This window comes from Stenotrophomonas sp. ZAC14D2_NAIMI4_7, assembly GCF_003086675.1.
In the GTDB taxonomy this organism is placed as follows: Bacteria; Pseudomonadota; Gammaproteobacteria; order Xanthomonadales; family Xanthomonadaceae; genus Stenotrophomonas.
This window is the reverse complement of sequence record NZ_CP025995.1, coordinates 3,600,738-3,621,969: the sequence shown is the minus strand read 5'-3', so window position 1 is coordinate 3,621,969 and position 21,232 is coordinate 3,600,738. Positions and strand designations below refer to the sequence as shown.

Genomic DNA, 21,232 nt, shown 5'->3' with positions numbered 1-21,232 from the left:
GAACCGTGCTGACCCTGTTCCAGCGAGACGATTGCCATCTGTGTGACCTGGCCCTGGCCGAACTGGCCAAGGCGCGGGCGCCGGACTTCCATTCGGTGTTCCTGGATGACCGGCCGGCGCTGGAAAGCCGCTACGGCACGCGGGTTCCGGTACTGCGGCATGAGGCCAGCGGCCGTGAACTGGACTGGCCGTTCGATGCCGCGACCGTGCAGGCCTGGCTGGCCGTAGAGTGAAGCCGCCGGGCCATGCCCGGCGGCGGTCCCACATTATTTCGCGTCGAACTTGACGATGGTGCTGATCGCGGTTTCGTCCGGGATGGTCTTGGTATCGGCCCAGTCGCCGCCACCCACGCCGAAGTCCAGGCGCTTCACGGTGGCCTTGCCCGTCAGCACCGGCTGGGTGCCCGGCTTCCAGCTGAAAGTGAAGGTGACCGGCTTGCTCACGCCGCGCAGCTCCAGCGTGCCGTCGGCGGCGAACTGGTCGTTGCCCACCGCGCGGAAACCCTTGGCGGTGAAGTGGGCGGTGGCGAACTTGCCGACGTCGAAGAAGTCGGCGCCCTGCAGGGTGGAATCACGGTCGCTGTTGCCGCTCTTGGCGCCGGCCAGCGGAATGGTAACGTCCAGCGAACCTGCGGCCGGATTGGCCGGGTCGAAGCTGAGCTTGGTGCTGAACCCCGGGAAGGTGCCGGTGAACACTTCGCCGTCGTACTTGCTGGCAAACACCAGGATGGAACCGGCGCCGGCGGCCTGGGTGTAATCGGCGGCCAGCACCGGGGCAGTGGCCAGCAGGCCGGCCAGGGCAGCGGCCACGGCGGCCGGGGTGGTCAGTTTCAGGGTCATCGGTCAGTCCTTCTGTGGGGAGGCGAGCCAGCCTCGCGGCAGCATCCGCGACAAGGTGGCATCACGCTGGAACAGGTGGTGGTAGAAGGCAGCGCCGGCATGGGCCAGCACCACCGCGATCAACAGCCAGAAGCCATATTCGTGCAGGGCATGGGAGATGGCCACCACCTGCGGATCGGGCCCGCTCAGCTTCGGCACATCCACCAGGCCGAACCAGCGGAACGGGCGCAGGCCGCTGGCCGAGTCGTACAGCCAGCCCGACAGGGGAATGGCGAACATCAGCACATACAGCAGCACGTGGGTGGCGCTGGCGATGCGTTCCTGCCAGCTGGGCGTGCCTGGCACCGGCTTGGGCGCGCCGGCGTACAGGCGCCAGACCAGGCGCAGCAGCACCAGGGCCAGCACGGTGATGCCGATGGATTTGTGCGCGGTATAGACCCAGAAATACTTCGGTGTTTTCGGCAGTTCGCCCATGGTCAGGCCGACGATGCCCAAGGCGAGGATCAGCAGAGCGATCAACCAGTGCAGGGTCTGGCTGACGCTGCCCCAGGCGGCGGGCGTGTTCTTGGCGGTCATGGCATGTCCTTCGGGGCCGTCGGGCTGTCGGAGTGGCTGTCGGGGGCAGGAGTTCCCGGGCGCGCGCTGCGGTCCAGCGCTGCTTCGGCTTCGATTCTGATCTGTACGCTGTCGCCGATCACGCCCGGCCAGGCGGTGATGCCGAAGGCGCGGCGGCTGAGCGTGGTAGTGGCCGAGAAGCCGGCAGTGCGGCGGAACGGCGGCAGCGGGTAGCGCTTGACCGCGTTGAGGGTGACATCCAGCACCACTTTCTGGCTGACCCCGCGCAGGGTCAGCGTGCCAACCACGCGCGCATGGGTGGGATCGATCGGTTCCACCCGGGTCGATACAAAGCGCGCACTGGGGAAGCGTTCGCCGTCCAGCAGGCTGCTGGCCAGGGTGGCCTGGTTCCATTTGGCATCGCCCAGGTCCAGTCGTGCCACGGGAATCTCGACCTCCAGCGTGGCCTCGCGCCAGCTGTCGCCATCGAACTGCACGATGCCCTGGCTGCCGGAGATGGTGCCCAGTGCCTGCGAGTAGCCAGCGTGGTCGATGGCGAACAGCACGCGCGTGTGCACCGGGTCGATGCGCCAGGCGTCGGGGGCGGCCCATGCCGGTGCAACCGCAAGCAGCAGGGGCAGCAGGGCCAGGCGTAAACGCATCGGGCACGTACTCGGTTGGAAGGAGCCCCGATCATACGCACAGCACCGCGGCCTGGACGTGTGCACGGCTGCAACAGTTCGTGGTGGCAATGCGGCTGGAAACAGGCTGTTGCAGCAGTGCCGCCGGTGCTGTGTGACAATCGGGGCCGGGACAGGGGGTTCAGGATGAAGACCGGTTGGCACAGGTGGTGCCGTGGCTTGGCCGCACTGGCACTGGTGGCGTCGCTCTCGGCGGCGGCCACACCACAGGAGATGGCAGGGGAAACGCCGCGACTGCGCCGCTTCGGTGCGGCCGAAGGCTTGCCCTCGCGCATGGTGTTGGCTCTGGCCGAAGACCGCCAGGGACACATCTGGGCGGCGACCGACGGCGGCCTGGCCCGTTACGACGGCAGTGCCCTGCGGGTCTGGCAGCATGATCCCGAGCAGGCCGGATCATTGCCGGGCAACGAAATCGAAACCCTGCTGATCGATCCGCGTGACCGTGTCTGGCTTGGCATCAACGGCAAGGGCCTGGCCCGCCTGGATGCCGACCGCGATCGCTTCCGTACCTTCGATGGCATTGCTGCGCAGTGCCAAGGGCAGTTCTGGACCCTGGCCTATGCCGGCGACGCGTTGTGGATCGGCACCAGCACCCACGGTGTGTGCCGGCTGGCCGAAGATGGCCAGCTGCAGGTGTTCCGCCACGATGCGTCCGATCCTTCCGGCCTGCCCAGCGACACCATCTACAGCAGCCTGGTGGATGCGCAGGGGCGGCTGTGGATCGGCACCGAAGCGGGCGTGGCACGCTGGGATGGCACCCGCTTCAAGGCCATCGCGGCGGGCGCGTTGAGCCATGTGAGCGTGCTGCGGCTGAGCCGCGACACCGATGGCGCGGTCTGGATCGGTACCCAGAACGACGGGCTCTATCGTGTGGACGCCAACGATGCGGTCAGCCGCCCGGCGTGGCCTGACAGTCCGGCCCTGCGGGCGGCCCTGGTCATCCCGGATCGCCAGGGCGGCTACTGGGCCGGTACTGCGGATGGTCTGCTGCGCGGCGATGCCGATGCACTGTGGCGCCTGCAGGGCGACCGCGGCAGTGGCTTCCTGACCGGTCACAGCGGCGTGCTGGACATGCTGCAGGACCACGAAGGCGGGCTGTGGGTGGGCCTGCTGACCCAGGGCCTGGCCTATCTGCCCCCCGACTGGCGGCGTTTTTCCACCTGGTACCAGCTGGACGGCAAGCCGTTGGACAGCCAGTACCTGCTGAGTGCCGCCAGTGATGGCCGGAATTACTACGTGGGTTCGGCTCATGGCGTCTACCGCATCGATGCGCAGGGGACCTTGAGTCTGCTGGCCAGCGACAAGGAGCTGGGCAGCGGCGCGGTCTGGTCGGTGCTGCCGCGCCCACAGGGACGCCTGTGGCTGGGGCGCGCCGGGCGCCTGAGCGTGTACGACCCGGCCAGCGGTGCACTGCGCAACCTGCCGATCGGCGGCGGCGCGGACCTGCGCCAGCGCATCGATCTGATGCGGCAGGCGCCGGACGGATCGGTGTGGATTTCGGTGATGAACCTGGGGATGCAGCAGCGCGCCGCTGACGGCCGCCTGCTGCGCACCGTTCCGCTGTCAGCCCTGCACGGCGCCTCGGATGTGCCGATCGAGCAGATCCGCTTCGATGCGCGCGGTCGCGTCTGGGCGATGGGTGAAATGGGGCTGTGGCGCGAGCAGGCCGACCGTTTCGAAGCCGTGCCGGGGGTATCCAGTGGCGCCATCTACGATCTGGTGTGGGTCGATCCGCAGCAGCTGTGGCTGGCCCGGCAGGGCGCGTTCGAGCGCTACCAGTGGGACGGCCTGAGCCTGCGCCTGATCCAGCGCATCGACGCCAGCCACGGCATGCCGCCGGTCAGCATGGGCGGCCTGGCCCTGGCCGAGGATGGTCGCGTGTGGGCCACCACGCCACGCGGCCTGCTGCGCTGGGACCCCAGGCAGCGGCGCCTGCAGCAGATCAACGAACGCGACGGCCTGCCCGATGCCGAATTCACCGGGCGGCCGCCGGCGGTGGGGGCCGACGGTCGTGTGCTGGCCGTCACCCAGACCGGCATGGTGGGTTTCGACCCGAACGCGGCCGACGTCGCATTGCCCGCATCGCAGCTGGTGATCGCGCAGGTGCGCGTGCGCCGCGACGACGCGCGCGGGTGGCAACCGCTGCCGACCGGCGGCGAGCTGCTGCTGGGCCCGGATGACCGCGACCTGCAGATCGATGCGCGACTGCTGTCCTACGCGAACCCGCAGGGCAACCGCTACCGCTTCCGCGTCGGTGGCTACGACCAGAACTGGGTGGAGCAGGGCAGCGACGGCCAGCGCACGCTGTCGCGGCTGCCACCCGGGCCCTACCTGATCGAAGTACAGGCGGCCAGCAGCAGTGGCCCCTGGAGCCCCTCGCAGCAGCTGCAGGTGAAGGTGCTGCCGCCGTGGTGGCGAAGCGGCATGGCCATCTTCGGCTATGTGATGCTGGGCTCGCTGTTGCTGTTGGCCCTGGTGTGGTCGATCCGGCGCCGGCTGCGGCGGCGGCAGCAATGGCAGCTGACCGTGCACAAGCAGCAACTGGCCGAGCAGGCGTCGCAGGCCAAGAGCCGCTTCCTGGCCACCCTGGGCCATGAAGTGCGCACGCCGATGACCGGTGTGCTGGGCATGAGCGAACTGCTGCTGGCCACCGAACTGGACCCGGTGCAGCGCAGTTATGCCGGGTCCATCCAGCAGGCCGGCAGCCATCTGCTGCGGCTGGTGAACGATGCGCTGGACCTGGCCCGCATCGAAGCCGGCCGCCTTGAGCTGGATATCCGCCCGTTCGATCTGACCGGGCTGCTGGACCAGGTACAGGCCCTGATGCAGCCGATGGCCCACCAGCGCCAGCTCGGCTTCCTGCGCGAAGACCGCTTGCCCGGGCCGGTCAGCGTGAGCGGCGATGAAATGCGGGTGCGGCAGATCCTGCTGAACCTGCTGGGCAATGCGATCAAGTTCACCGAGCGCGGCCACGTCGCACTCGGCGTGCAGTTGCAGGACGATGGCGGCGTGCTGGTGTTCGAAGTGAGCGACACCGGGCCCGGCATCAGCACCGAGCAGCAGCAGCGTCTGTTCCACCGCTTCGAACAGGCCGATGGGCCGCGCACGGCGTCGCGCTACGGCGGCAGTGGGCTGGGCCTGGCCATCTGCCAGGAGCTGGCGGTGGCGATGGGCGGGCGCATCGACGTGGACAGCCAGCTGGGGCGCGGTGCGCGCTTCCGCGTCCGCCTGCCGTTGCCGTGGGCGCCGCAGGCGTCGCCACCGGCCGGCGAATCGGTGGCCGTCGTTCCGGTGCTGCCGGCGTTGCGCATCCTGCTTGTGGAAGACGACACCACCGTGGCCGAGGTGATTGCCGGCCTGCTGCGCGCACGGGGTCACCAGGTCGTACATGTGCTGCATGGCCTGGGCGCGCTTGCCGAAATCGCCACCGGCGGCTTCGATGTGGGGCTGCTGGATCTGGACCTGCCGGCCCTGGATGGCACCGCCATTGCGCGCCAGCTGCGGGCGATGGGCTACGAGTTGCCGCTGGTGGCAGTCACGGCGCGCTCGGATGCCTATGCCGAAACACAGGTGCTGGCCGCCGGTTTCGACGGCTTCCTGCGCAAGCCGGTTACCGGCGATCTGCTGGTGTCGGCCATCGCCCATGCACGCAACAAGCGTCAGATCACGGCGTAGTTGCGCAGCTTAATGGCGTGAAGTGCGCGCCTTTCGGTTTACCATGCCGACGCCCGCCCTGCGGGCACCATCCATGGACGCGTGAGGAGGCAATCGGTGGCGTATCTGCGGGCGGCGACGCTGCTGCTGATCCTGTTCGCCCTGGTGCCCGCGCTGGCCCAGCCGGTGGCGCCCACGCCCCGCCAGGTGACGGTGTTCGATGGCCTGCCATCGAACACGGTCAATCGCATGGCCGAAGATCGCTACGGTTATCTGTGGATCGCCACCAACGATGGCCTGGCACGCTACGACGGCCGCAACTACCGGATCTGGCGCTCCGAAGATGGCCTGCGCGACAACCGTATCTGGAGCGTGCTGGTCGACGCCCACAATGAGCTGTGGATCGGCACCGAGAACGCCGGACTGGTGCGCATGTCGGCCGACCGCCGGCAACTGCGCTTCTACGACCGCAGCAGCCAGCCGCTGATGGGCAGCAACACCGTGTGGAGCCTGGCGACCACGCCCGATGGCGCAATCTGGTTCGGCACACATGAGGGCGGCCTGTACCGGCTGGATCGCAATGAACGACTGCAGCGCTTCCTGCCCGAAGCGAACAACCCGCGCAGTGTGCCGGCCGTTTCCGTGCCCTACCTGGCCACGCTGGCCGACGGCAGCCTGTGGGTGGGCACCAAGCATGGCGTGGCGCGCTGGACCGGTACCGACTTCGAGCGCATCGGCAGCGATGTGATTCCCAGCCCGATGATCAACGGGCTCAGCACCGAACCCGATGGCAGTCTGTGGATCAGTACGCTGGCCGGCGCCATCGTGCGGCGGCCCGACGGTCGCTTCGAGGGGCCGCCATGGGCGTTGCCGGCCGGTGACCAGGTGCTGGGCATGATGCTGCGCGACGAACAGGGCGGGCACTGGCTGGATACCCGCAGTGGCCTGGGCCGGGGCGTGGATGGCAAGTTCCAGAACGTACCGCTGTACAGCGCCATTGCCCGCGGCCGCGTGCGCCCGAACTGGACCGGCGCGTATGAAGACCGCGAAGGCGGCATCTGGCTGGCCAGCACCAATGCCGGCCTGTGGCACCTGCTGCCACGCTGGTGGCAGTTCTCGGTGTTTTCGCGGCTGGAAGACGAGCCCGCGTCGCTGCGCAATGCCTTCGTGCTGGGCACCAGCCCGTCCAGCAATGGCGGAGTGTGGACGGTGGGCAGCCATGGCGCGCTGGACCGTTTCGACCCGTTGAGCGGGCAGATCGAGCAGCACCGCACCTTCGTCAACGGCATGCACTGGCTGACCTCGGTGCGCGAGGATCGACGCGGCCAGGTCTGGATCGGGTCCAGCGATGCGGTGATGCGCTATGACCCGCGCACCCGCGAGCTGCGCCGCTGGGGACGTGATGCGGCCACCGACGCGCCGATGGAGGGCACGGTCGAGGCAATGATGACCTGCGATGGCGACAGCCTGTGGCTGATGCTGCCGTCGGGATTGCAGCAGCGCGATCTGGATGGCCATGTGCGGCGCGAACTGGAAAGTGGTCGCGACGGCCTGCAGCTGGGGCAGTTGAACCTGGATGTGGAGTGCGGCCCGCTGGACCATATCTGGCTGGCCAGCAGCCGCGGTCTGCTGCAATGGCTGCCGGAGACCGGCCGCTTCCAGCCCGTGCCTGGCGCGCCCGCGTCGGCGGTCTACGCCATGCATGTGGGCCACGATGGCCAGGTCTGGCTGTCCGAAGATGGTCGACTGGCACGCTACCAATGGCGCCAGGGGCGGCTGGAGCGCCAGGCGGTGATCGGTGCCGAGCAGGGCTACCCGGCCATTTCCGCCACCGGTGTGGTGGTCGACGCGCAGGGCGTGGTCTGGGCCAGCAGCGCCCGCGGCCTGGTGCGCGTGGGCGCCGACGGACAGAGCGTGCGTCTGTATGGCGTACACGACGGCCTGCCCAGCCAGGAGTTCCGCGAACATACGCTGATCAGCACCGCGTCCGGGCGCATGGTGGCCGGTACGCCTGCAGGCGTGGTGGTGTTCGACCCCGAGCAGGTACGCCCGTCCACGCGTCGCGCGCCGCTGGTGATCGAGCGGGTGGAAGTGCGCCGCAACGAACAGGTGCTGGACCTGACCCACGACACGCCACTGCAGATTGCCGACGGTGACCGCGACCTGCGCATCGTGGCGCGCCTGCTGTCCTTCGCCGATTCGGCCTCCAATACCTACCGCTACCGCTTGGCCGGCTACGATCCGGATTGGGTGGAAGTGGGGCCGGCCGGCGAGCGCCTGTTCTCGCGCCTGCCGCCGGGCAGCTATCGCCTGGAAGTGCAGGCCCGCTCGGCCGACCATGTCTGGTCGCGGGTGCAGAGCCTGGAATTCCATGTGCAGCCGCCGTGGTGGCGCAGCCTGTCCGGGCTGCTGGTGCTGGCCTCGATCGCGCTGCTGCTGACCAGCTGGTTCGCCTGGCTGTACCGGCGGCGCCTGCAGCGCCGCCACGCCTACCAGCTGGCGCTGCACAAACAGGAACTGGCTGAGCAGGCATCGGCGGCCAAGACCCGCTTCCTGGCCAACCTGGGCCATGAGATCCGCACGCCGATGACCGGTGTGCTGGGCATGAGCGAACTGCTGCTGTCATCGCCGCTGGACCCGCAGCAGCGCGGCTATACCCAATCCATCCGGCACGCCGGCGAGCACCTGCTGCACCTGGTGAACGACGCGCTGGACCTGGCGCGGATCGAATCGGGACGATTGGAACTGCAGTCGCGTCCATTCGCATTGAATGCCCTGTTGCAGGACCTGGCGGCGCTGATGGGACCGCTGGCCGCACAGAAGGGCCTGCGCTTCAGCCTGGACAACGCCCTGCCGCCAGGTCTGCAGGCCACCGGCGATGCCATGCGCGTGCGTCAGATTCTCTTGAACCTGTTGTCCAATGCGGTGAAGTTCACCTCGCGCGGCGGCATCACCCTGCATGCACGCTGCGACGATGATGGCCTGTACTTCGACGTGCGCGATACCGGTCCGGGCATCAGCCAGGAACAGCAGCAGCGTCTGTTCCGGCGTTTCGAACAGGCCGATGGCGCACGCACCGCTGCCCAGTACGGCGGCAGCGGGCTGGGCCTGGCGATCTGTCGCGAACTGGCGTTGGCCATGCAGGGGCGCATCCGGGTGGAGAGCCAGCTGGGCACGGGCACCGCGTTCGCGGTCTGGCTGCCGTTACCGCTTGCTTTGGAGGAGGGCAGCGACTCCGCTGCCGCTGTGCAGGGTGATGGCACGGCAAGCCGCCTGCCGGCGCTGCGTGTGCTGCTGGTGGAAGACGATGGCACCGTAGCGGACGTGGTGACGGGCCTGCTGACCGCGCGCGGGCACGAGGTGGTGCATGCCGAGCATGCGCTGGCGGCGCTGCGCGAGATCAGCGCGGGCGAATTCGATGTGGGCCTGCTGGACCTGGACCTGCCCGGCCTGAGTGGTTTCGAACTGGCCCAGCACCTTCGCAACCAGGGCTACACCCTGCCGCTGCTGGCGGTGACCGCGCGCACCGACCCGGATCTGCAGCAGCAGGTGGAAGCGGCCGGCATCGAAGGCTTCCTGCGCAAGCCCGTGACCGGTGAGCTGCTGGTCGAAGCCATCGCCCGAGTGCTGGCGCGGTAGGGTGTGCTGGCAGGGCTTGCAGCCCTGCACCTGCTGCAAGCAACAGCAACGGCAAGACCGTGCATTGCGTGGGATGGCGGGGCGGTGTGGGTGGGAAGGACACGCCGCAAGTACGTCCGTGGAGGCTCGTAGGCGCCATCCATGGATGGATTTACGGCGTGTACTGCAAGCCCACGCCACCCCGCCATCCTACGGAATGCACGTTTTTGACGTTGCTTCTTCAGTCGAGCATGGCTCGACTCTACAGCAGGTGCAGGGCTGCAAGCCCTGCCAAAAAACTACTCCGCGACCGATTCGACCTGGCGGGGTTCGGGCTTGGTGTCGGGCAGCTGCCAGAAGATCATCGTCGAGGTGAGGGTGATCGCACCCACGCAGATGAAGGTGGCATGCAGCGCCGCGGTGGCGCCATGGCCTTCCAGGTGCGTGCCGAACGCTGCCAGCAGGCTGCCCGCCGCCGCCGCACCGAAACCGGCCGCCAGCATCATCACCATCGACAGCAGGCTGTTGCCGGAACTGGCGAACTCGCGGTCCAGGTCGCGCAGGGTCACCGTGTTCATCACGGTGAACTGCAGCGAATTGACCGCGCCGAAGAACGCCAGCTGCACCAGGCGCCAGCCCAGGTGCTGGCCCGGCGTCATCAGGATGAAGCTGGCCATGGCCAGACCCACCAGCACGGTGTTCACCATCAGCACGCGACGGTAGCCGAACTGCTCCACCAGCTTCACCGCCAGCTTCTTGGACACCATGCCCGCTGCCGCCACCGGCACCATCATCAGGCCGGCGTGCATCGGGCCCAGGCCCAGGCCCACCTGCAGCAGCAGCGGAATCAGCATCGGCATGGCGCTGCTGCCGATGCGCGAAAACAGATTGCCGAGGATGCCGATGCGGTAGCTGGGCACGCGGAACAGTGCCAGTGAGAACAGTGGCGCAGTGGAATTGGCCGCGTGCAGCCAGTAGCCCACCAGCGCTGCCAGGCCGGCCACGGTCATCAGCATCACCAGTGCGTGCGGCGTGCCCAGCCCGGAAATGCCATCCAGTGCCAGCGACAGCACCACCATGGCGAAGGCCAGCATGATGTAGCCGCGCAGGTCGAAGCGCACGCGGTGGCTGGCGTAGTGGTCGGGCATGATCTTCATGGCGGCGATGAAACCGATCACGCCGATGGGAAGATTGATCAGGAACACCCAGTGCCACGAGGCGATCTCCACCAGCCAGCCGCCCAGGGTGGGGCCGATCAGCGGGCCGATCAGCGCGGGAATGGCGATGAAGCTCATCGCGCGCAGGAAATCCTCGCGTGGCACCGAGCGCATCACCGCCAATCGACCGACTGGCAGCAGCATGGCGCCGCCGATGCCCTGCAGTACGCGGGCACCGACCAGTTGATGCAGGTGCTGGGCCAGCGCACAGGCCAGCGAGCCCAGGGTGAACAGGATGATCGCCACCAGGAAGGTGCGGCGCGTGCCGTAACGGTCGGCGATCCAGCCGGAGGCCGGAATGAAGGTGGCCACCGCCAGCGCGTAGCTGAACACCACCGACTGCATCTGCAGCGGGCTTTCGCCCAGGCTGGCGGCCATGGCCGGCAGCGCGGTGTTGACGATGGTCGAGTCCAGCATCTGCATGAAGATGGCCAGTGAAACCAGCCACAGCAGGGGACGGAAGCGGGCGTAGTCGGGCGGCGAAGCCGGCACGGACGGGTCGGACATGGCGTGGGGAGCCGGTGGAGCGGGGCGGCCATGATCGCCCATGTGAAGTCACGGCGCGATAAACGTCGCGCCGTGACATATCTGACTCGATCAGCGACGACTGTGGCTGTGCACCGCGTCCACCAGCACCTGCACGTGCGCCGGATCCATGTCCGGCGACATGCCATGGCCCAGGTTGAACACGTGGCCCTCGCGCGAACCGCCGTTGCCGGCGGCGTAGGTATCGAGCACGCGCGCGGCCGCGGCGGCGATCGCGTCGGGTGAGGCATACAGCGTGGTCGGGTCCAGGTTGCCCTGCAGGGCAACCCGGCCACCGGTGCGGCGCAGGGCCTCGTCCAGGTCCAGCGTCCAGTCCAGGCCCAGTGCATCGGCACCGGTCTGCGACAGCGCTTCCAGGTGCAGGCCGGTGCCCTTGCCGAACAGGATCAGCGGCGTGCGTTCGCTGCCTTCGCCACGCTCCAGGCCTTCAGCAATGCGCTGCAGGTAGCGCAGCGAGAACTCGCGGTACATGGCCGGCGACAGCACGCCGCCCCACGTGTCGAACACCTGCAGGGCCTGCGCACCAGCGGCGCGCTGCGCGCCCAGATAGGCGATCACCGCCTCGGTGGTCACCTCCAGCAGGCGGTGCAGCGCCTGCGGGTGGTTCAGCGCCATCGCCTTGATGCGCGCAAAATCCTTGCTGCCGCCGCCTTCCACCATGTAGCAGGCCAGCGTCCACGGGCTGCCGGAAAAACCGATCAGCGGTACCTGGCCGTCCAGTTCGCGGCGGATCAGGCGCACCGCGTCCATCACATAGCCCAGGTCCTGTTCCATGTCCGGCACGGCCAGCTTGGCAATGGCGGCCTCGTCACGCACCGGATGGCGGAATTTGGGGCCTTCGCCTTCGACGAAGTACAGCTCCAGGCCCATCGCATCGGGAATGGTCAGGATGTCCGAGAACAGGATGGCCGCATCCAGCGGGAAGCGGCGCAGCGGCTGCAGGGTCACTTCGCAGGCGATCTCCGGATTCTTGGCCATGCCCAGGAAGCTGCCGGCCTTGGCCCGGGTCGCGCGGTATTCCGGCAGGTAGCGTCCGGCCTGGCGCATCAGCCAGACGGGGGTGCAGTCCACCGGTTCACGGCGCAGGGCGCGCAGCAGGCGATCATTGCGGAGGGGGCTGGTCACTATGGGCATTCCTTGGGCGAAGAGGGGCAGCGGCTCAATCGCCGTGCGAAAGAATCTGGAAGCCGCGATGCAGTTCGGCATCGCGGGCCTTGTCGAAGGCTTGGCGGGCTTCATCGGCCTGCAGGTACAGCTCGCGCCGCAGCTGCGAGCGCGCACCGACGCGGCCGCTCTCGCGCAACAGTTCCCAGCCGCCGAACAGGTCCGGCAGCAGGGTCAGGCGCAGGAAGCGCGGCGCCTGCGCACCGGCGTCGGGATGTTGCAGGTAGACATGCATGGACTGATTGTAGCGGGGCAGGGGTGAGCCCTGCCGCAACGCCCGGTAGGCAGCGCCGGGCCATGCCCGGCGAACACGGACCCGCTCAGCCCGCGCCCAGAACCTTCAGCACCGCCGCTTCATCCACGTCCGGCACCACTTCGGCGCGGCCCATGCCCCGCCACAGCACCAGGCGCAGGCGGCCGGCCACGTTCTTCTTGTCCAGCCGCATGCGGCCCAGCAGGGCCTGCGGGTCCAGACCGGCGGGGATCGCCACCGGCAGCCCCAGTCGTTCCAGCAGCGCCTGCAGGCGCACGCGGTCGGCATCGTCGGCCAGGCCCAGGTTGGTGGAAAGCCGCGCGGCCAGCACCATGCCCACTGCCACGGCCTCGCCGTGGTTCAGGGCATCGCGGCCGGGCGCCGAGTAGCCCTGCTCGGTCTCGATGGCGTGGCCGAAGGTGTGGCCCAGGTTCAACAGCGCACGCTCGCCCTTCTCGAAGGGATCGCGTTCGACGATGGCGGCCTTGTGCCGGCAGCTGCGTGCGATGGCTTCGGCCAGCACGGCCTGCTCACCGGCCACCAGCGCGTCGGCGTTCTGCTGCAGCCATTCAAAGAACACCGCATCGCCCAGCGCACCGTACTTGACCACTTCGGCAAGGCCTGCGCGTAGTTCGCGCGGCGGCAGCGTAGCCAGCACGCGCGTATCGGCAATCACCGCGCGCGGCGGGTGGAAGGCGCCGACCAGGTTCTTGCCGGCCGGAATATCCACTGCGGTCTTGCCGCCCACCGACGAATCCACCATCGCCAGCAGGGTGGTGGGCAGCTGCACGCAGTCCACGCCCCGCATCCAGCAGGCCGCTGCGAAGCCGGCCAGGTCGCCGACGACGCCGCCGCCCAGGGCGAACACGCAGGCATCGCGGGTGGCGCCCAGCGCGGCCAGTGCTTCGATGGCGCGGCCGAATTCGGCCAGGGTCTTGGATGCTTCGCCGGCGGCCAGCACGTGTTCGCCCACGATCAGGTCCGGGCGCGCGGCCAGCAGGGCCTCGCGCAGGGCGGTCAGGTACAGCGGCGCCACTTCGCTGTCGCTGAGCAGCAGCACGTGGCGGCCGCGCACATGCGAGGCCAGCGCAGCGCCATCGGCCTGGGCACCGGCGCCGATGGTGATGGTGTAGGGACGGTCGCCGGCAACGGCGACCTGCAGCAGGGAAGGGGTGGTCATGCGTTCAGGTCCTGGCGCTGCCATTGCGCGGCCAGCTTGACGACAAGCTGGGCGGTCGCATCGGCGGCGGTGTACGGGTCGGTGTCAAGCGTGATGTCGGCCAGCGCGTGGTACAGCGGGTCGCGCACGGCGGCCAGGTCGTGCAGTACCTGCTCACGGTCCGGGCGCTGCAGCAGCGGGCGCCCCTTGTCGCGGGCCAGCCGTTCCAGCTGTGCCGCCACGCTCACATGCAGGTGCACCACGAAGCCGCGCTGGGCGATCAGGGCGCGGTTGTCCGGGTCCAGTACGGCGCCGCCGCCGGTGGATACCAGCTGGCCCTGGCCAGCCAGCACCTGGGCCAGGGCCTGGCGCTCATGGGCGCGGAAGCCGGCTTCGCCGGAGTGCTCGAAAATGGTCGGAATGCTGGCGCCGGCGGCGTCGACGATAGCCTGGTCCACGTCCACGAAGTCCAGCGTGAAACGTTCGGCCAGGCGGCGGCCGATGCAGGTTTTGCCGGCGCCCATCGGGCCGATCAGGATCAGGTTCGGAGCAGGATTCATGCCCTGTGATGCTAACACCTTCACGCCCCGGGCCCGGCACGATGGTTGCGATTGGAAGCATCCGCGCGGCGCTGTCAGCGCACTGCCTGCACCTGCCGTTGCCCATCCAGCTGCACCACGTGGTCGGCCAGCGCGGGCAGGGCACGCAGCGCCTGTCGGCTGACCCGCTCGTAGTACTGCACGAAGCGCTCGAGCTGTGGGCGGGTCATGCCGTGGCGACCGGGCTGCGCCGCCTGCAGGTTCTGCTCCTGCTGCCAGCGCCAGCGCGGAACCACCGAAAAATCCGGCGGCTGCAGGAACCACAGGCGGTCACAGCGCTGCCATAGCGCCGGGTAGTGATCGGCCAGGGCCTGGTTGCACCAGCGCCGCCAGCGCCCGTCCGGGTCGGCCTCCTGCTCCAGCGCGTTCAAGGGGCGGTCCAGTTCGGCATCGGCCTGCGCCGGCGTGCCCAGGAACCAGCCTTCGAACACCAGCAGGTCCAGTGGTGCGTCCAGCGCCGACCACTGCGCTTCGGGCAGGCGCTCATCGGCCAGCTTGTCGAAGCGCGGCAGCGCCAGCGGCTGCCGCGCGGCCACCGCGTCGAGCACTGCGTGGGCCAGCGGCAGGTCGTGGGTGCCGGGCGGGCCGCGGGTGATCAGCAGCGGATGCACCTGGCGGGCCAGGCGTTGCCGCTGCGCGCGGGTCAGGTAGACATCGTCGATGGACAGGGCCGCCGCGTTCAGGCCGCGTGACCGGGCACGCGCCACGACCTGCGCGGCCAGCGTCGATTTGCCGCTCCCCTGCACGCCACTGATGGCCAATACTGGCACCGTGGCAGTACTGGCCAGCGCGTCATCCAGCGCCTGCTCGGCGAGCGCTTCGGGGAATCCTTTCACCACGGGCATGTACGCAGCAGCAACCATGCCGCCACAATAGCCCAATCCGAGTGAGAAGAAGCGAACCATGAGCGACCTTTACGCCGAAGCCCTGTCCACCTTTGCCGCTTTGTTCGAGGAGGCCAAGCAGAGCCGCGAGGTCGAGCCCAACGCGATGACCGTGGCCACCGCCGATACGCAGGGCCGCCCGTCGGCGCGTACCGTGCTGCTGAAGGCCTTCGACGAGCGCGGTTTCGTGTTCTACACCCACCTGGACAGCCACAAGGGCCGGGAACTGCAGGCCAATCCGCAGGCCGCCCTGCTGTTCCTGTGGCGCAGCCTGCGCGAGGCCGGCATCCAGGTGCGCATCGAAGGGCGGGTGGAGCGGGTGGCCGATGCCGAGGCCGATGTCTATTTCGCCAGCCGCCCGCGCATGAGCCAGATCGGCGCCTGGGCGTCACTGCAGTCGAAGACGCTGGCCAGCCGCGAGGAATTCGATGCGCGCGTGGCCGAGGTGGAAGCACGCTTCGAAGGCCAGGACGTGCCGCGCCCGGATGGCTGGAGCGGCCTGCGCGTGGTACCCGACCGCATCGAGTTCTGGTACGGCGCGCAGTTCCGCCTGCACGAGCGTTGGTGCTACGAAGTGGGCGCCGAAGGGCGCTGGAGCAAGCGGCTGCTGTACCCGTGATCGATGCCGGGACCACGCTGTTCTGGTAGTGGCCAACCTTGGTTGGTCCTTCGCCGTGTCGACCAAGGTCGACACCTACCGGCTGCACGGCGCCACTGCTCTGGTAGTGGCCAACCTTGGTTGGTCCTTCGCCGTGTCGACCAAGGTCGACACCTACCGGGGTGCACGGCACCACGCTCTGGTAGTGGCCAACCTTGGTTGGTCCTTCGCCGTGTCGACCAAGGTCGACACCTACCGGGGGGCGCGGCACCATTGCTCTGGTAGTGGCCAACCTTGGTTGGTCCTTCGCCGTGTCGACCAAGGTCGACACCTGCCGGAGTGCGCGGCACCATCGCTCTGGTAGTGGCCAACCTTGGTTGGCCCTTCGCCGTGTCGACCAAGGTCGACACCTACCGGAGTGCGCGGCACCATCGCTCTGGTAGTGGCCAACCTTGGTTGGTCCTTCGCCGTGTCGACCAAGGTCGACACCTAGCGGGGTGCACGGCACCACGCTCTGGTAGCGGCCAACCTTGGTTGGTCCTTCGCCGTGTCGACCAAGGTCGACACCTACCGGGGGGCACGGCACCACGCTCTGGTAGTGGCCAACCTTGGTTGGTCCTTCGCTGTGTCGACCAAGGTCGACACCTACCGGGGAGCGCGGCACCATCGCTCTGGTAGTGGCCAACCTTGGTTGGCGATTTGCCGTGTCGACCAAGGTCGACACCTACCGGGGGGCGCGGCACCATCGCTCTGGTAGTGGCCAACCTTGGTTGGCCCTTCGCCGTGTCGACCAAGGTCGACACCTGCCGGGGTGCGCGGCACCATCGCTCTGGTAGTGCCAACCTTGGTTGGCCATTCGCCGTGTCGACCAAGGTCGACACCTACCGGGGGGCTGTCAGCAGTCCTTCCAGCGCCTCCACGTCTACGTGGTCGCGCTGTGCTGCCGTCATGAATCGCTCGGCAAATGCATCCCACAGCCGGCTGCGCAGGAAGAAGCGGAACAGTTCCGCATCCAGATGCTGCTCGTTGCACATCATCGCCATGATGCGCAGCGTTTCGCTGAGCGGCTTGGCCGGCTTGTAAGGCCGGTCAGCGGCGGTGAGTGCTTCGAACACATCGCACAGCGCCATCACCCGGTCCAGCAACCCCAGCTGGTCACCGGGCAGGCGCCGCGGATAACCCTTGCCGTCCAGCCGCTCGTGATGGGTGGCGGCCAGCTCCGGCACCATTTCCAGGCCCGGCGGCCAGGGCAGGGCCTTCAGCATCACGTAGGTCTGCACGATGTGGTTGTTGATGCGGAAACGGTCTTCGTCGGTAAGCGTGCCGCGGCGGATGCCCAGGTTGTACAGCTCGCCGATGTTCTGCTGGCACGGCGGCAGTTCCATGTTGAAACCCAGCGTGTTGCGCGGGTCGCCTGCTTCCACGGCCGGGCGGTCGCTGCCCCACGGCACGCGGTGTTCGGGCAGGTCCTGCAGCAGGGTGGCTGCGGCCGGCAGGGACGGAGCCTGCGGGCGCTGTGCTTGCAGATGGCGAAGCTCGGCGGCAGACAGGCCCAGGCGGTCGTCGAAGTGGCGCTGCCAGTGTTGCTGGCCGATGGCCTGCAGCCGCGCGATGGCTTCATCGGCCATGAACTCTCCGCCCAGATTACAGCCGGCCACGAACGCGAAATCATCCTGCAGCTGCTGCTGTCGGCTGGCGAGCTGGGCTGCAGTGGTTTCGCCACGTGCGGCGGACAGTTCCGCATCGCGCCACAGGATCTCGAAGCGCAGGCGCACCTCGTGGATGCGGTTGCGGATGACTTCCAGCTTGGTGGCCTTGTCGACGATGTGCTCAGGACTGATGACCTTGCCGCAGTCGTGCAGCCACGCGCCAAGCCGAAACGCCTCACGCTCGCCCTCGCTCATTCGGAACGCGGCGTAGCGCCCGTCATTGGCCTGGTGCAGGTGCTCGGCCAGCTCGATGGCTATCTGTGGCACGCGCTCGCAGTGGGCGCCGGTGTAGGGGCTCTTGGCGTCGATCGCATCGGCCAGCAGGCGGATGAGTGCCTCGAACAGCTGCCGTTGCGCCTCGGACAACTGGCGGGTCTCGATGGCCACCGCCAGCATGCCCGACAGGCGCTGGGTGAACTGCAGGAAGGCCGCATCGTCGTGCGCGGCATCGGTGGGGTGCTCCAGGACCAGCAGTCCCTGCAGGTTGCCCTGCCGGCCGCGCAGGGGCAGTCGCAGTTGTCCGGCCGGTGGCTGCTCGTGCACCGCGTCGGTCGGCCACGCGATGTGCGCAGGCAAGGGTGTGTGCAGCGTGCCCACCAGCGCCGCGCGGTGCAGGGCACCGGTGGGTGCATCTGGAAGATAGACCGCCGCCGCGCGCGACTGGGTGGCCTTGACCATCTGCTCCAGCACCCGCTGCAGCATGCGCTCCATCTGCGGCTCGGTGGCCAAGCATTCGGTCAGGTCCAGGAACGCGGCAATCGTGCCGCCCATATGCTGGATGGCCTGCGACAGCTCGCTCACCTCGCGCACGCGGCTGGCAGGCAGCGGTGCGCCGGTGAAGTCGAAGCGGGCAATACGCAGGCTGCGTTCGCGCAGGCCGACCAGGCTGCGGCCCAGGGCGCGCCCGGCCAGCCAGCCCAGTGGCAACAGCAGCAGGGTCAGCAACAGCGCCAGGCCCAGCGTCTGCGCGGCACGGCGGCGCGCGTCGGCCGCCAGCTCGTCCATCGGCAGCGCTTCCAGCAGATCGAAGGTCTGCCCGTGCCCGGTCTGCAGCCGCGAGCGCAACCCGATCCAGGTGCGACCTGCGGTGTTGAACTGCACGGGCAGGCCGCTGTGCGTGGCGCGTGCCTGGGCCTGCGCCAGCGGGGTGTGGCCTGCTTGCGTGGCCAGCGTGCTGGCAACGATCTCGCCGTTGCCATGCAGCAGGGCCAGCTCGGTGCCGGGCGTGGCCCGCAGCGTGGCCAGCACCTGGGCCAGATCGTCCAGCGCCACATCAACGCCGACCACGGCATCGCCGGTGCTGGCACGTTCACTGAGCGTGACGCCCATGCGGCCAGTGGTGGCAAAACGATACGGCGCCGAGACATGCACGTTGCCCGGGCGCTGCCACGCCTGCTGGTACCAGCTGCGCTGGCGCGGATCGAAGTCGTGGCTGGGCCACGGGCGTGTCGGCAGCGGCTGGCCTTGCGCATCCAGGAAGTGGAAGCGTGCCACGCGCGTGCTGTCGGCCTGCTGGCTGATCGTCTGCAGCAGCATGTCTGCAGTGCTGGGCGCCGCCACGCTTTTGCGCACGGCCGGCACCGCCAGTGATCGGGCCAGCAGCAGATCGCCATTGGGGTAGGCCACGTATACCGACGCTGCCACTGGCGCCGCGCGCAGTGCGGCCAGCAGCGGCGCGGCGTGGTCCAGGCGGCTGCGTTCGTCGGCCAGGGCGGGCAGCTGGCCGGCGCCGATCTGGCCCAGCGCCACCTGTGCCGGGGCAAACTGCAGGCGCAGCTGTTCGGCCAGCAGGGTGGTATCGCGCAGGGCGCGCTGCCGGGCATCCGCGCTCAAGCGCTGGTAGGTGGCGATCACGCCCCAGCCGATCAGCAGTGCGGCGACCAGGGCCATGCAGGTCATGGTCAGCGCGGTGATGTGGACGCGGATGCGAAACTGGCGCGGACCCGGTACGGCGTGGCTCATCAGGCTTCCCCCCTATGCCGATAGCCCTACGCAGGTTGCGTGGGCAACCGGACAGGACTGGGACGCCTTTGTAGAGTCGAGCTTGCTCGACTGCCTGGGCCAGTCGAGCAAGCTCGACTTTACAACCCGACGGCGCGCAGCCAGCGCCACAGCGTGGTGCGCGATACACCCAGGGCCTGGGCCATGCCTTCGCGGTCGTTGCGGTGTTCCTGCAGCAGGCTTTCCAGTTGGGCGCGGGGCGGGCGCTTGCCGTTGTTTTCCAGTGGCAGCGCGGGTGTGCCTTCGTGCACCAGCTCCGGCGCCAGCTGCAGCAGGCGCGCGGCGTCGATCAGTCCTTCGCCCGGCTGCCAGTGGATGCGCAGGCGATCAACCAGATTGCGAAGCTCGCGCACGTTGCCCGGCCACCCGGCGGCGGTCAGCACGGTCATTGCGTCCTCGGCCAACGGTGCATCGATGCCGCGCAGCTGGCGGAAGAAATGCTGGACCAGCAGCGGCACATCGCTGCGGCGCGCGCGCAGCGCGGGCAGGGCAATGCGCAGTGCGGCCAGGCGGTAATAGAGATCCCGACGGAAGCTGCCTGCAGTCGCGCGCTGTTCCAGCGACTGCAGGGTGGCGGCCACCACGCGCAGGTCAACCGATGTGGGCTCGGTGGCGCCCACGCGCAGCACTTCGCGTTCTTCCAGCACCCGCAGCAGCCGCGTCTGCAAGGGCAGCGGCAGTTCTCCGATTTCATCCAGGAACAAGGTGCCACCATCGGCCGATTCCACCAGGCCCACGCGGCCGCCCCGGCGCGCGCCGGTGAACGCACCATCGCTGTAACCGAACAGTTCCGACTCCAGCAGTGATTCGCTGATCGCTCCGCAATTCAGTGCCACGAAACGACCGCGGCGGCCGCTGGCGGCGTGCAGCTGGCGTGCCACCAGTTCCTTGCCGGTGCCGGTCTCGCCGGTCACCAGTACGGTGCTGTCGTGCGGCGCATACAGCGCTATCTGTGCACGCACCTGTGCCATTGCATCGCTGTCACCCAGCAGTTCGTGCGCCTCGCTGCGCGCCGTTGCACGCCGGCGCGGCGCGGGGCGGGCGCCACCGGAACGGGCCAGCGCCTGGGTCAGTTCCAGCGCATGCTCGAAGGCCTGCCGCACCGAATCGGCCGAGTACAGCAGTACGCCGGGCAGGCCCATCTGTTCGGCGTGGTCGATGGCCATGCCGGTGCCCACGATCACCTCGATGCCGTTGGCGCGCAGATCGGCGATGCAGTCGCGCGCGTCCTCGCGGGTGACGAAGCGGCGGTGCTCGATGTCCAGCCCGAAGCTGTGCTGGAAGTTGCTGAACACCGGCACGTCGCTGGCGTGGGTGACCAGACCAATGCGACTGGCGATGCGCCGCGCCCGCGCCAACGCCTCCATCAGGTCGAAGCCATTGGCCTGGATCGGCACGAGCGGCAAGTCCAGTCGGCCGCGCAGCCAGGCCGCATTCGAGCCACCGGCAATGACCACGTCGCAATGCTCGCGGCGCAGGCGCTGGCCGATCACCTCCACCGCCTCCTCGAAGCCGAGGTTGATCTGTTCGATGCGCGCGCGGCGGTCGAACTCGGGAATGACATCGCCGAGCAGGCCGGTCAGGCGCGAAACGCTGACGGTCCAGATCACCGGGCGGTCGGTATCGACAGAAGGCAAGGGCGAGCGGGGCAGGTACATGGCGCGGCCGTTATGGTGGATGTTTCATGATACGCCTGTTTCAATGTTTCATATGTTCCATGTTGCGGCCACGGTCA

General features: G+C 68.5%; 15 protein-coding genes. 4 read left to right on the top strand and 11 right to left on the bottom strand.

The window, feature by feature from the left end; all coding sequences use genetic code 11:
- The first annotated feature begins 5 nt into the window (after positions 1 to 5).
- On the top strand, positions 6 to 233 hold the full coding sequence (locus tag C1922_RS16620; RefSeq protein WP_108750775.1) for a glutaredoxin family protein: 228 nt from the start codon (positions 6 to 8) through the stop codon (positions 231 to 233).
- 33 nt (positions 234 to 266) lie between these two features.
- Here C1922_RS16620 and C1922_RS16615 read toward each other — a convergent pair whose 3' ends face one another.
- Genes C1922_RS16615 through C1922_RS16605 form a run of 3 tightly spaced genes read right to left on the bottom strand, consistent with a single transcriptional unit; the run spans position 267 to position 2,056 of the window.
- Complete coding sequence (locus tag C1922_RS16615) at positions 267 to 839, bottom strand: YceI family protein (RefSeq protein WP_108750774.1); 573 nt, start codon at positions 837 to 839, stop codon at positions 267 to 269.
- A 3-nt stretch (positions 840 to 842) separates the two neighbouring features.
- Positions 843 to 1,415: a cytochrome b gene (locus C1922_RS16610; RefSeq protein WP_108750773.1), complete on the bottom strand. Its 573-nt coding sequence runs from the start codon at positions 1,413 to 1,415 to the stop codon at positions 843 to 845.
- Positions 1,412 to 2,056 carry a YceI family protein gene (locus tag C1922_RS16605; protein WP_108750772.1) on the bottom strand — a complete coding sequence of 215 codons (645 nt, stop codon included), beginning with the start codon at positions 2,054 to 2,056 and terminating at the stop codon, positions 1,412 to 1,414. The genes C1922_RS16610 and C1922_RS16605 overlap by 4 nt, the downstream gene beginning before the upstream one ends.
- A gap of 165 nt (positions 2,057 to 2,221) precedes the next feature.
- Between C1922_RS16605 and C1922_RS16600 the strand changes: the two genes are divergently transcribed.
- Together C1922_RS16600 and C1922_RS16595 are read left to right on the top strand one after the other, a co-directional pair.
- Positions 2,222 to 5,770 carry an ATP-binding protein gene (locus C1922_RS16600; protein ID WP_108750771.1) on the top strand — a complete coding sequence of 1,183 codons (3,549 nt, stop codon included), beginning with the start codon at positions 2,222 to 2,224 and terminating at the stop codon, positions 5,768 to 5,770.
- Positions 5,771 to 5,866: 96 nt separating this feature from the next.
- Entirely contained in the window at positions 5,867 to 9,388 is a 3,522-nt protein-coding gene (locus tag C1922_RS16595) for a hybrid sensor histidine kinase/response regulator (protein ID WP_108750770.1), read from the top strand.
- A 278-nt stretch (positions 9,389 to 9,666) separates the two neighbouring features.
- Here the strand turns inward: C1922_RS16595 and mdtD are convergent, their stop codons facing one another.
- The 6 genes from mdtD to C1922_RS16565 form a co-directional block, all read right to left on the bottom strand.
- Positions 9,667 to 11,091: a multidrug transporter subunit MdtD gene (gene mdtD, locus C1922_RS16590; protein ID WP_108750769.1), complete on the bottom strand. Its 1,425-nt coding sequence runs from the start codon at positions 11,089 to 11,091 to the stop codon at positions 9,667 to 9,669.
- A 90-nt stretch (positions 11,092 to 11,181) separates the two neighbouring features.
- Positions 11,182 to 12,264, bottom strand: a complete 1,083-nt coding sequence (hemE, locus tag C1922_RS16585; protein WP_108750768.1) for a uroporphyrinogen decarboxylase — start codon at positions 12,262 to 12,264, stop codon at positions 11,182 to 11,184.
- Positions 12,265 to 12,289: 25 nt separating this feature from the next.
- Positions 12,290 to 12,529 (bottom strand): WGR domain-containing protein, encoded by a 240-nt coding sequence (locus tag C1922_RS16580; RefSeq protein WP_108750767.1) that lies wholly within the window; start codon positions 12,527 to 12,529, stop codon positions 12,290 to 12,292.
- Positions 12,530 to 12,614: 85 nt separating this feature from the next.
- The gene (gene aroB, locus C1922_RS16575; RefSeq protein ID WP_108750766.1) at positions 12,615 to 13,727 is read right to left on the bottom strand and encodes a 3-dehydroquinate synthase; all 1,113 of its coding nucleotides are present in this window, start codon (positions 13,725 to 13,727) and stop codon (positions 12,615 to 12,617) included.
- Complete coding sequence (locus C1922_RS16570) at positions 13,724 to 14,266, bottom strand: shikimate kinase (RefSeq protein WP_108750765.1); 543 nt, start codon at positions 14,264 to 14,266, stop codon at positions 13,724 to 13,726. The genes aroB and C1922_RS16570 overlap by 4 nt, the downstream gene beginning before the upstream one ends.
- A 74-nt stretch (positions 14,267 to 14,340) precedes the next feature.
- Positions 14,341 to 15,168 (bottom strand): kinase, encoded by an 828-nt coding sequence (locus C1922_RS16565; RefSeq protein WP_108750764.1) that lies wholly within the window; start codon positions 15,166 to 15,168, stop codon positions 14,341 to 14,343.
- A 40-nt stretch (positions 15,169 to 15,208) separates the two neighbouring features.
- On the opposite strand from C1922_RS16565, the gene pdxH reads away from it, so the two are divergent.
- On the top strand, positions 15,209 to 15,808 hold the full coding sequence (gene pdxH / locus C1922_RS16560) for a pyridoxamine 5'-phosphate oxidase (protein ID WP_108750763.1): 600 nt from the start codon (positions 15,209 to 15,211) through the stop codon (positions 15,806 to 15,808).
- Between the two features lie 860 nt (positions 15,809 to 16,668).
- On the opposite strand, the gene C1922_RS16555 is transcribed toward pdxH, so the two are convergent.
- On the bottom strand, positions 16,669 to 19,458 hold the full coding sequence (locus C1922_RS16555; RefSeq protein WP_108750762.1) for an HD domain-containing phosphohydrolase: 2,790 nt from the start codon (positions 19,456 to 19,458) through the stop codon (positions 16,669 to 16,671).
- Between the two features lie 119 nt (positions 19,459 to 19,577).
- Complete coding sequence (gene prpR / locus C1922_RS16550) at positions 19,578 to 21,155, bottom strand: propionate catabolism operon regulatory protein PrpR (RefSeq protein WP_108750761.1); 1,578 nt, start codon at positions 21,153 to 21,155, stop codon at positions 19,578 to 19,580.
- Positions 21,156 to 21,232: the final 77 nt, after the last annotated feature.

Excerpts from the sequence above, each read along its gene's own strand:
- C1922_RS16605 (WP_108750772.1), bottom strand. The coding sequence starts at position 2,056 with ATGCGTTTACGCCTGGCCCTGCTGCCCCTGCTGCTTGCGGTTGCACCG.
- C1922_RS16610 (WP_108750773.1), bottom strand. The coding sequence starts at position 1,415 with ATGACCGCCAAGAACACGCCCGCCGCCTGGGGCAGCGTCAGCCAGACC.
- mdtD (WP_108750769.1), bottom strand. The coding sequence starts at position 11,091 with ATGTCCGACCCGTCCGTGCCGGCTTCGCCGCCCGACTACGCCCGCTTC.
- C1922_RS16570 (WP_108750765.1), bottom strand. The coding sequence starts at position 14,266 with ATGAATCCTGCTCCGAACCTGATCCTGATCGGCCCGATGGGCGCCGGC.
- C1922_RS16565 (WP_108750764.1), bottom strand. The coding sequence starts at position 15,168 with ATGGTTGCTGCTGCGTACATGCCCGTGGTGAAAGGATTCCCCGAAGCG.
- C1922_RS16555 (WP_108750762.1), bottom strand. The coding sequence starts at position 19,458 with ATGAGCCACGCCGTACCGGGTCCGCGCCAGTTTCGCATCCGCGTCCAC.
- C1922_RS16600 (WP_108750771.1), top strand. The coding sequence starts at position 2,222 with ATGAAGACCGGTTGGCACAGGTGGTGCCGTGGCTTGGCCGCACTGGCA.
- aroB (WP_108750766.1), bottom strand. The coding sequence starts at position 13,727 with ATGACCACCCCTTCCCTGCTGCAGGTCGCCGTTGCCGGCGACCGTCCC.
- prpR (WP_108750761.1), bottom strand. The coding sequence starts at position 21,155 with ATGTACCTGCCCCGCTCGCCCTTGCCTTCTGTCGATACCGACCGCCCG.
- hemE (WP_108750768.1), bottom strand. The coding sequence starts at position 12,264 with ATGCCCATAGTGACCAGCCCCCTCCGCAATGATCGCCTGCTGCGCGCC.
- pdxH (WP_108750763.1), top strand. The coding sequence starts at position 15,209 with ATGAGCGACCTTTACGCCGAAGCCCTGTCCACCTTTGCCGCTTTGTTC.
- C1922_RS16580 (WP_108750767.1), bottom strand. The coding sequence starts at position 12,529 with ATGCATGTCTACCTGCAACATCCCGACGCCGGTGCGCAGGCGCCGCGC.
- C1922_RS16615 (WP_108750774.1), bottom strand. The coding sequence starts at position 839 with ATGACCCTGAAACTGACCACCCCGGCCGCCGTGGCCGCTGCCCTGGCC.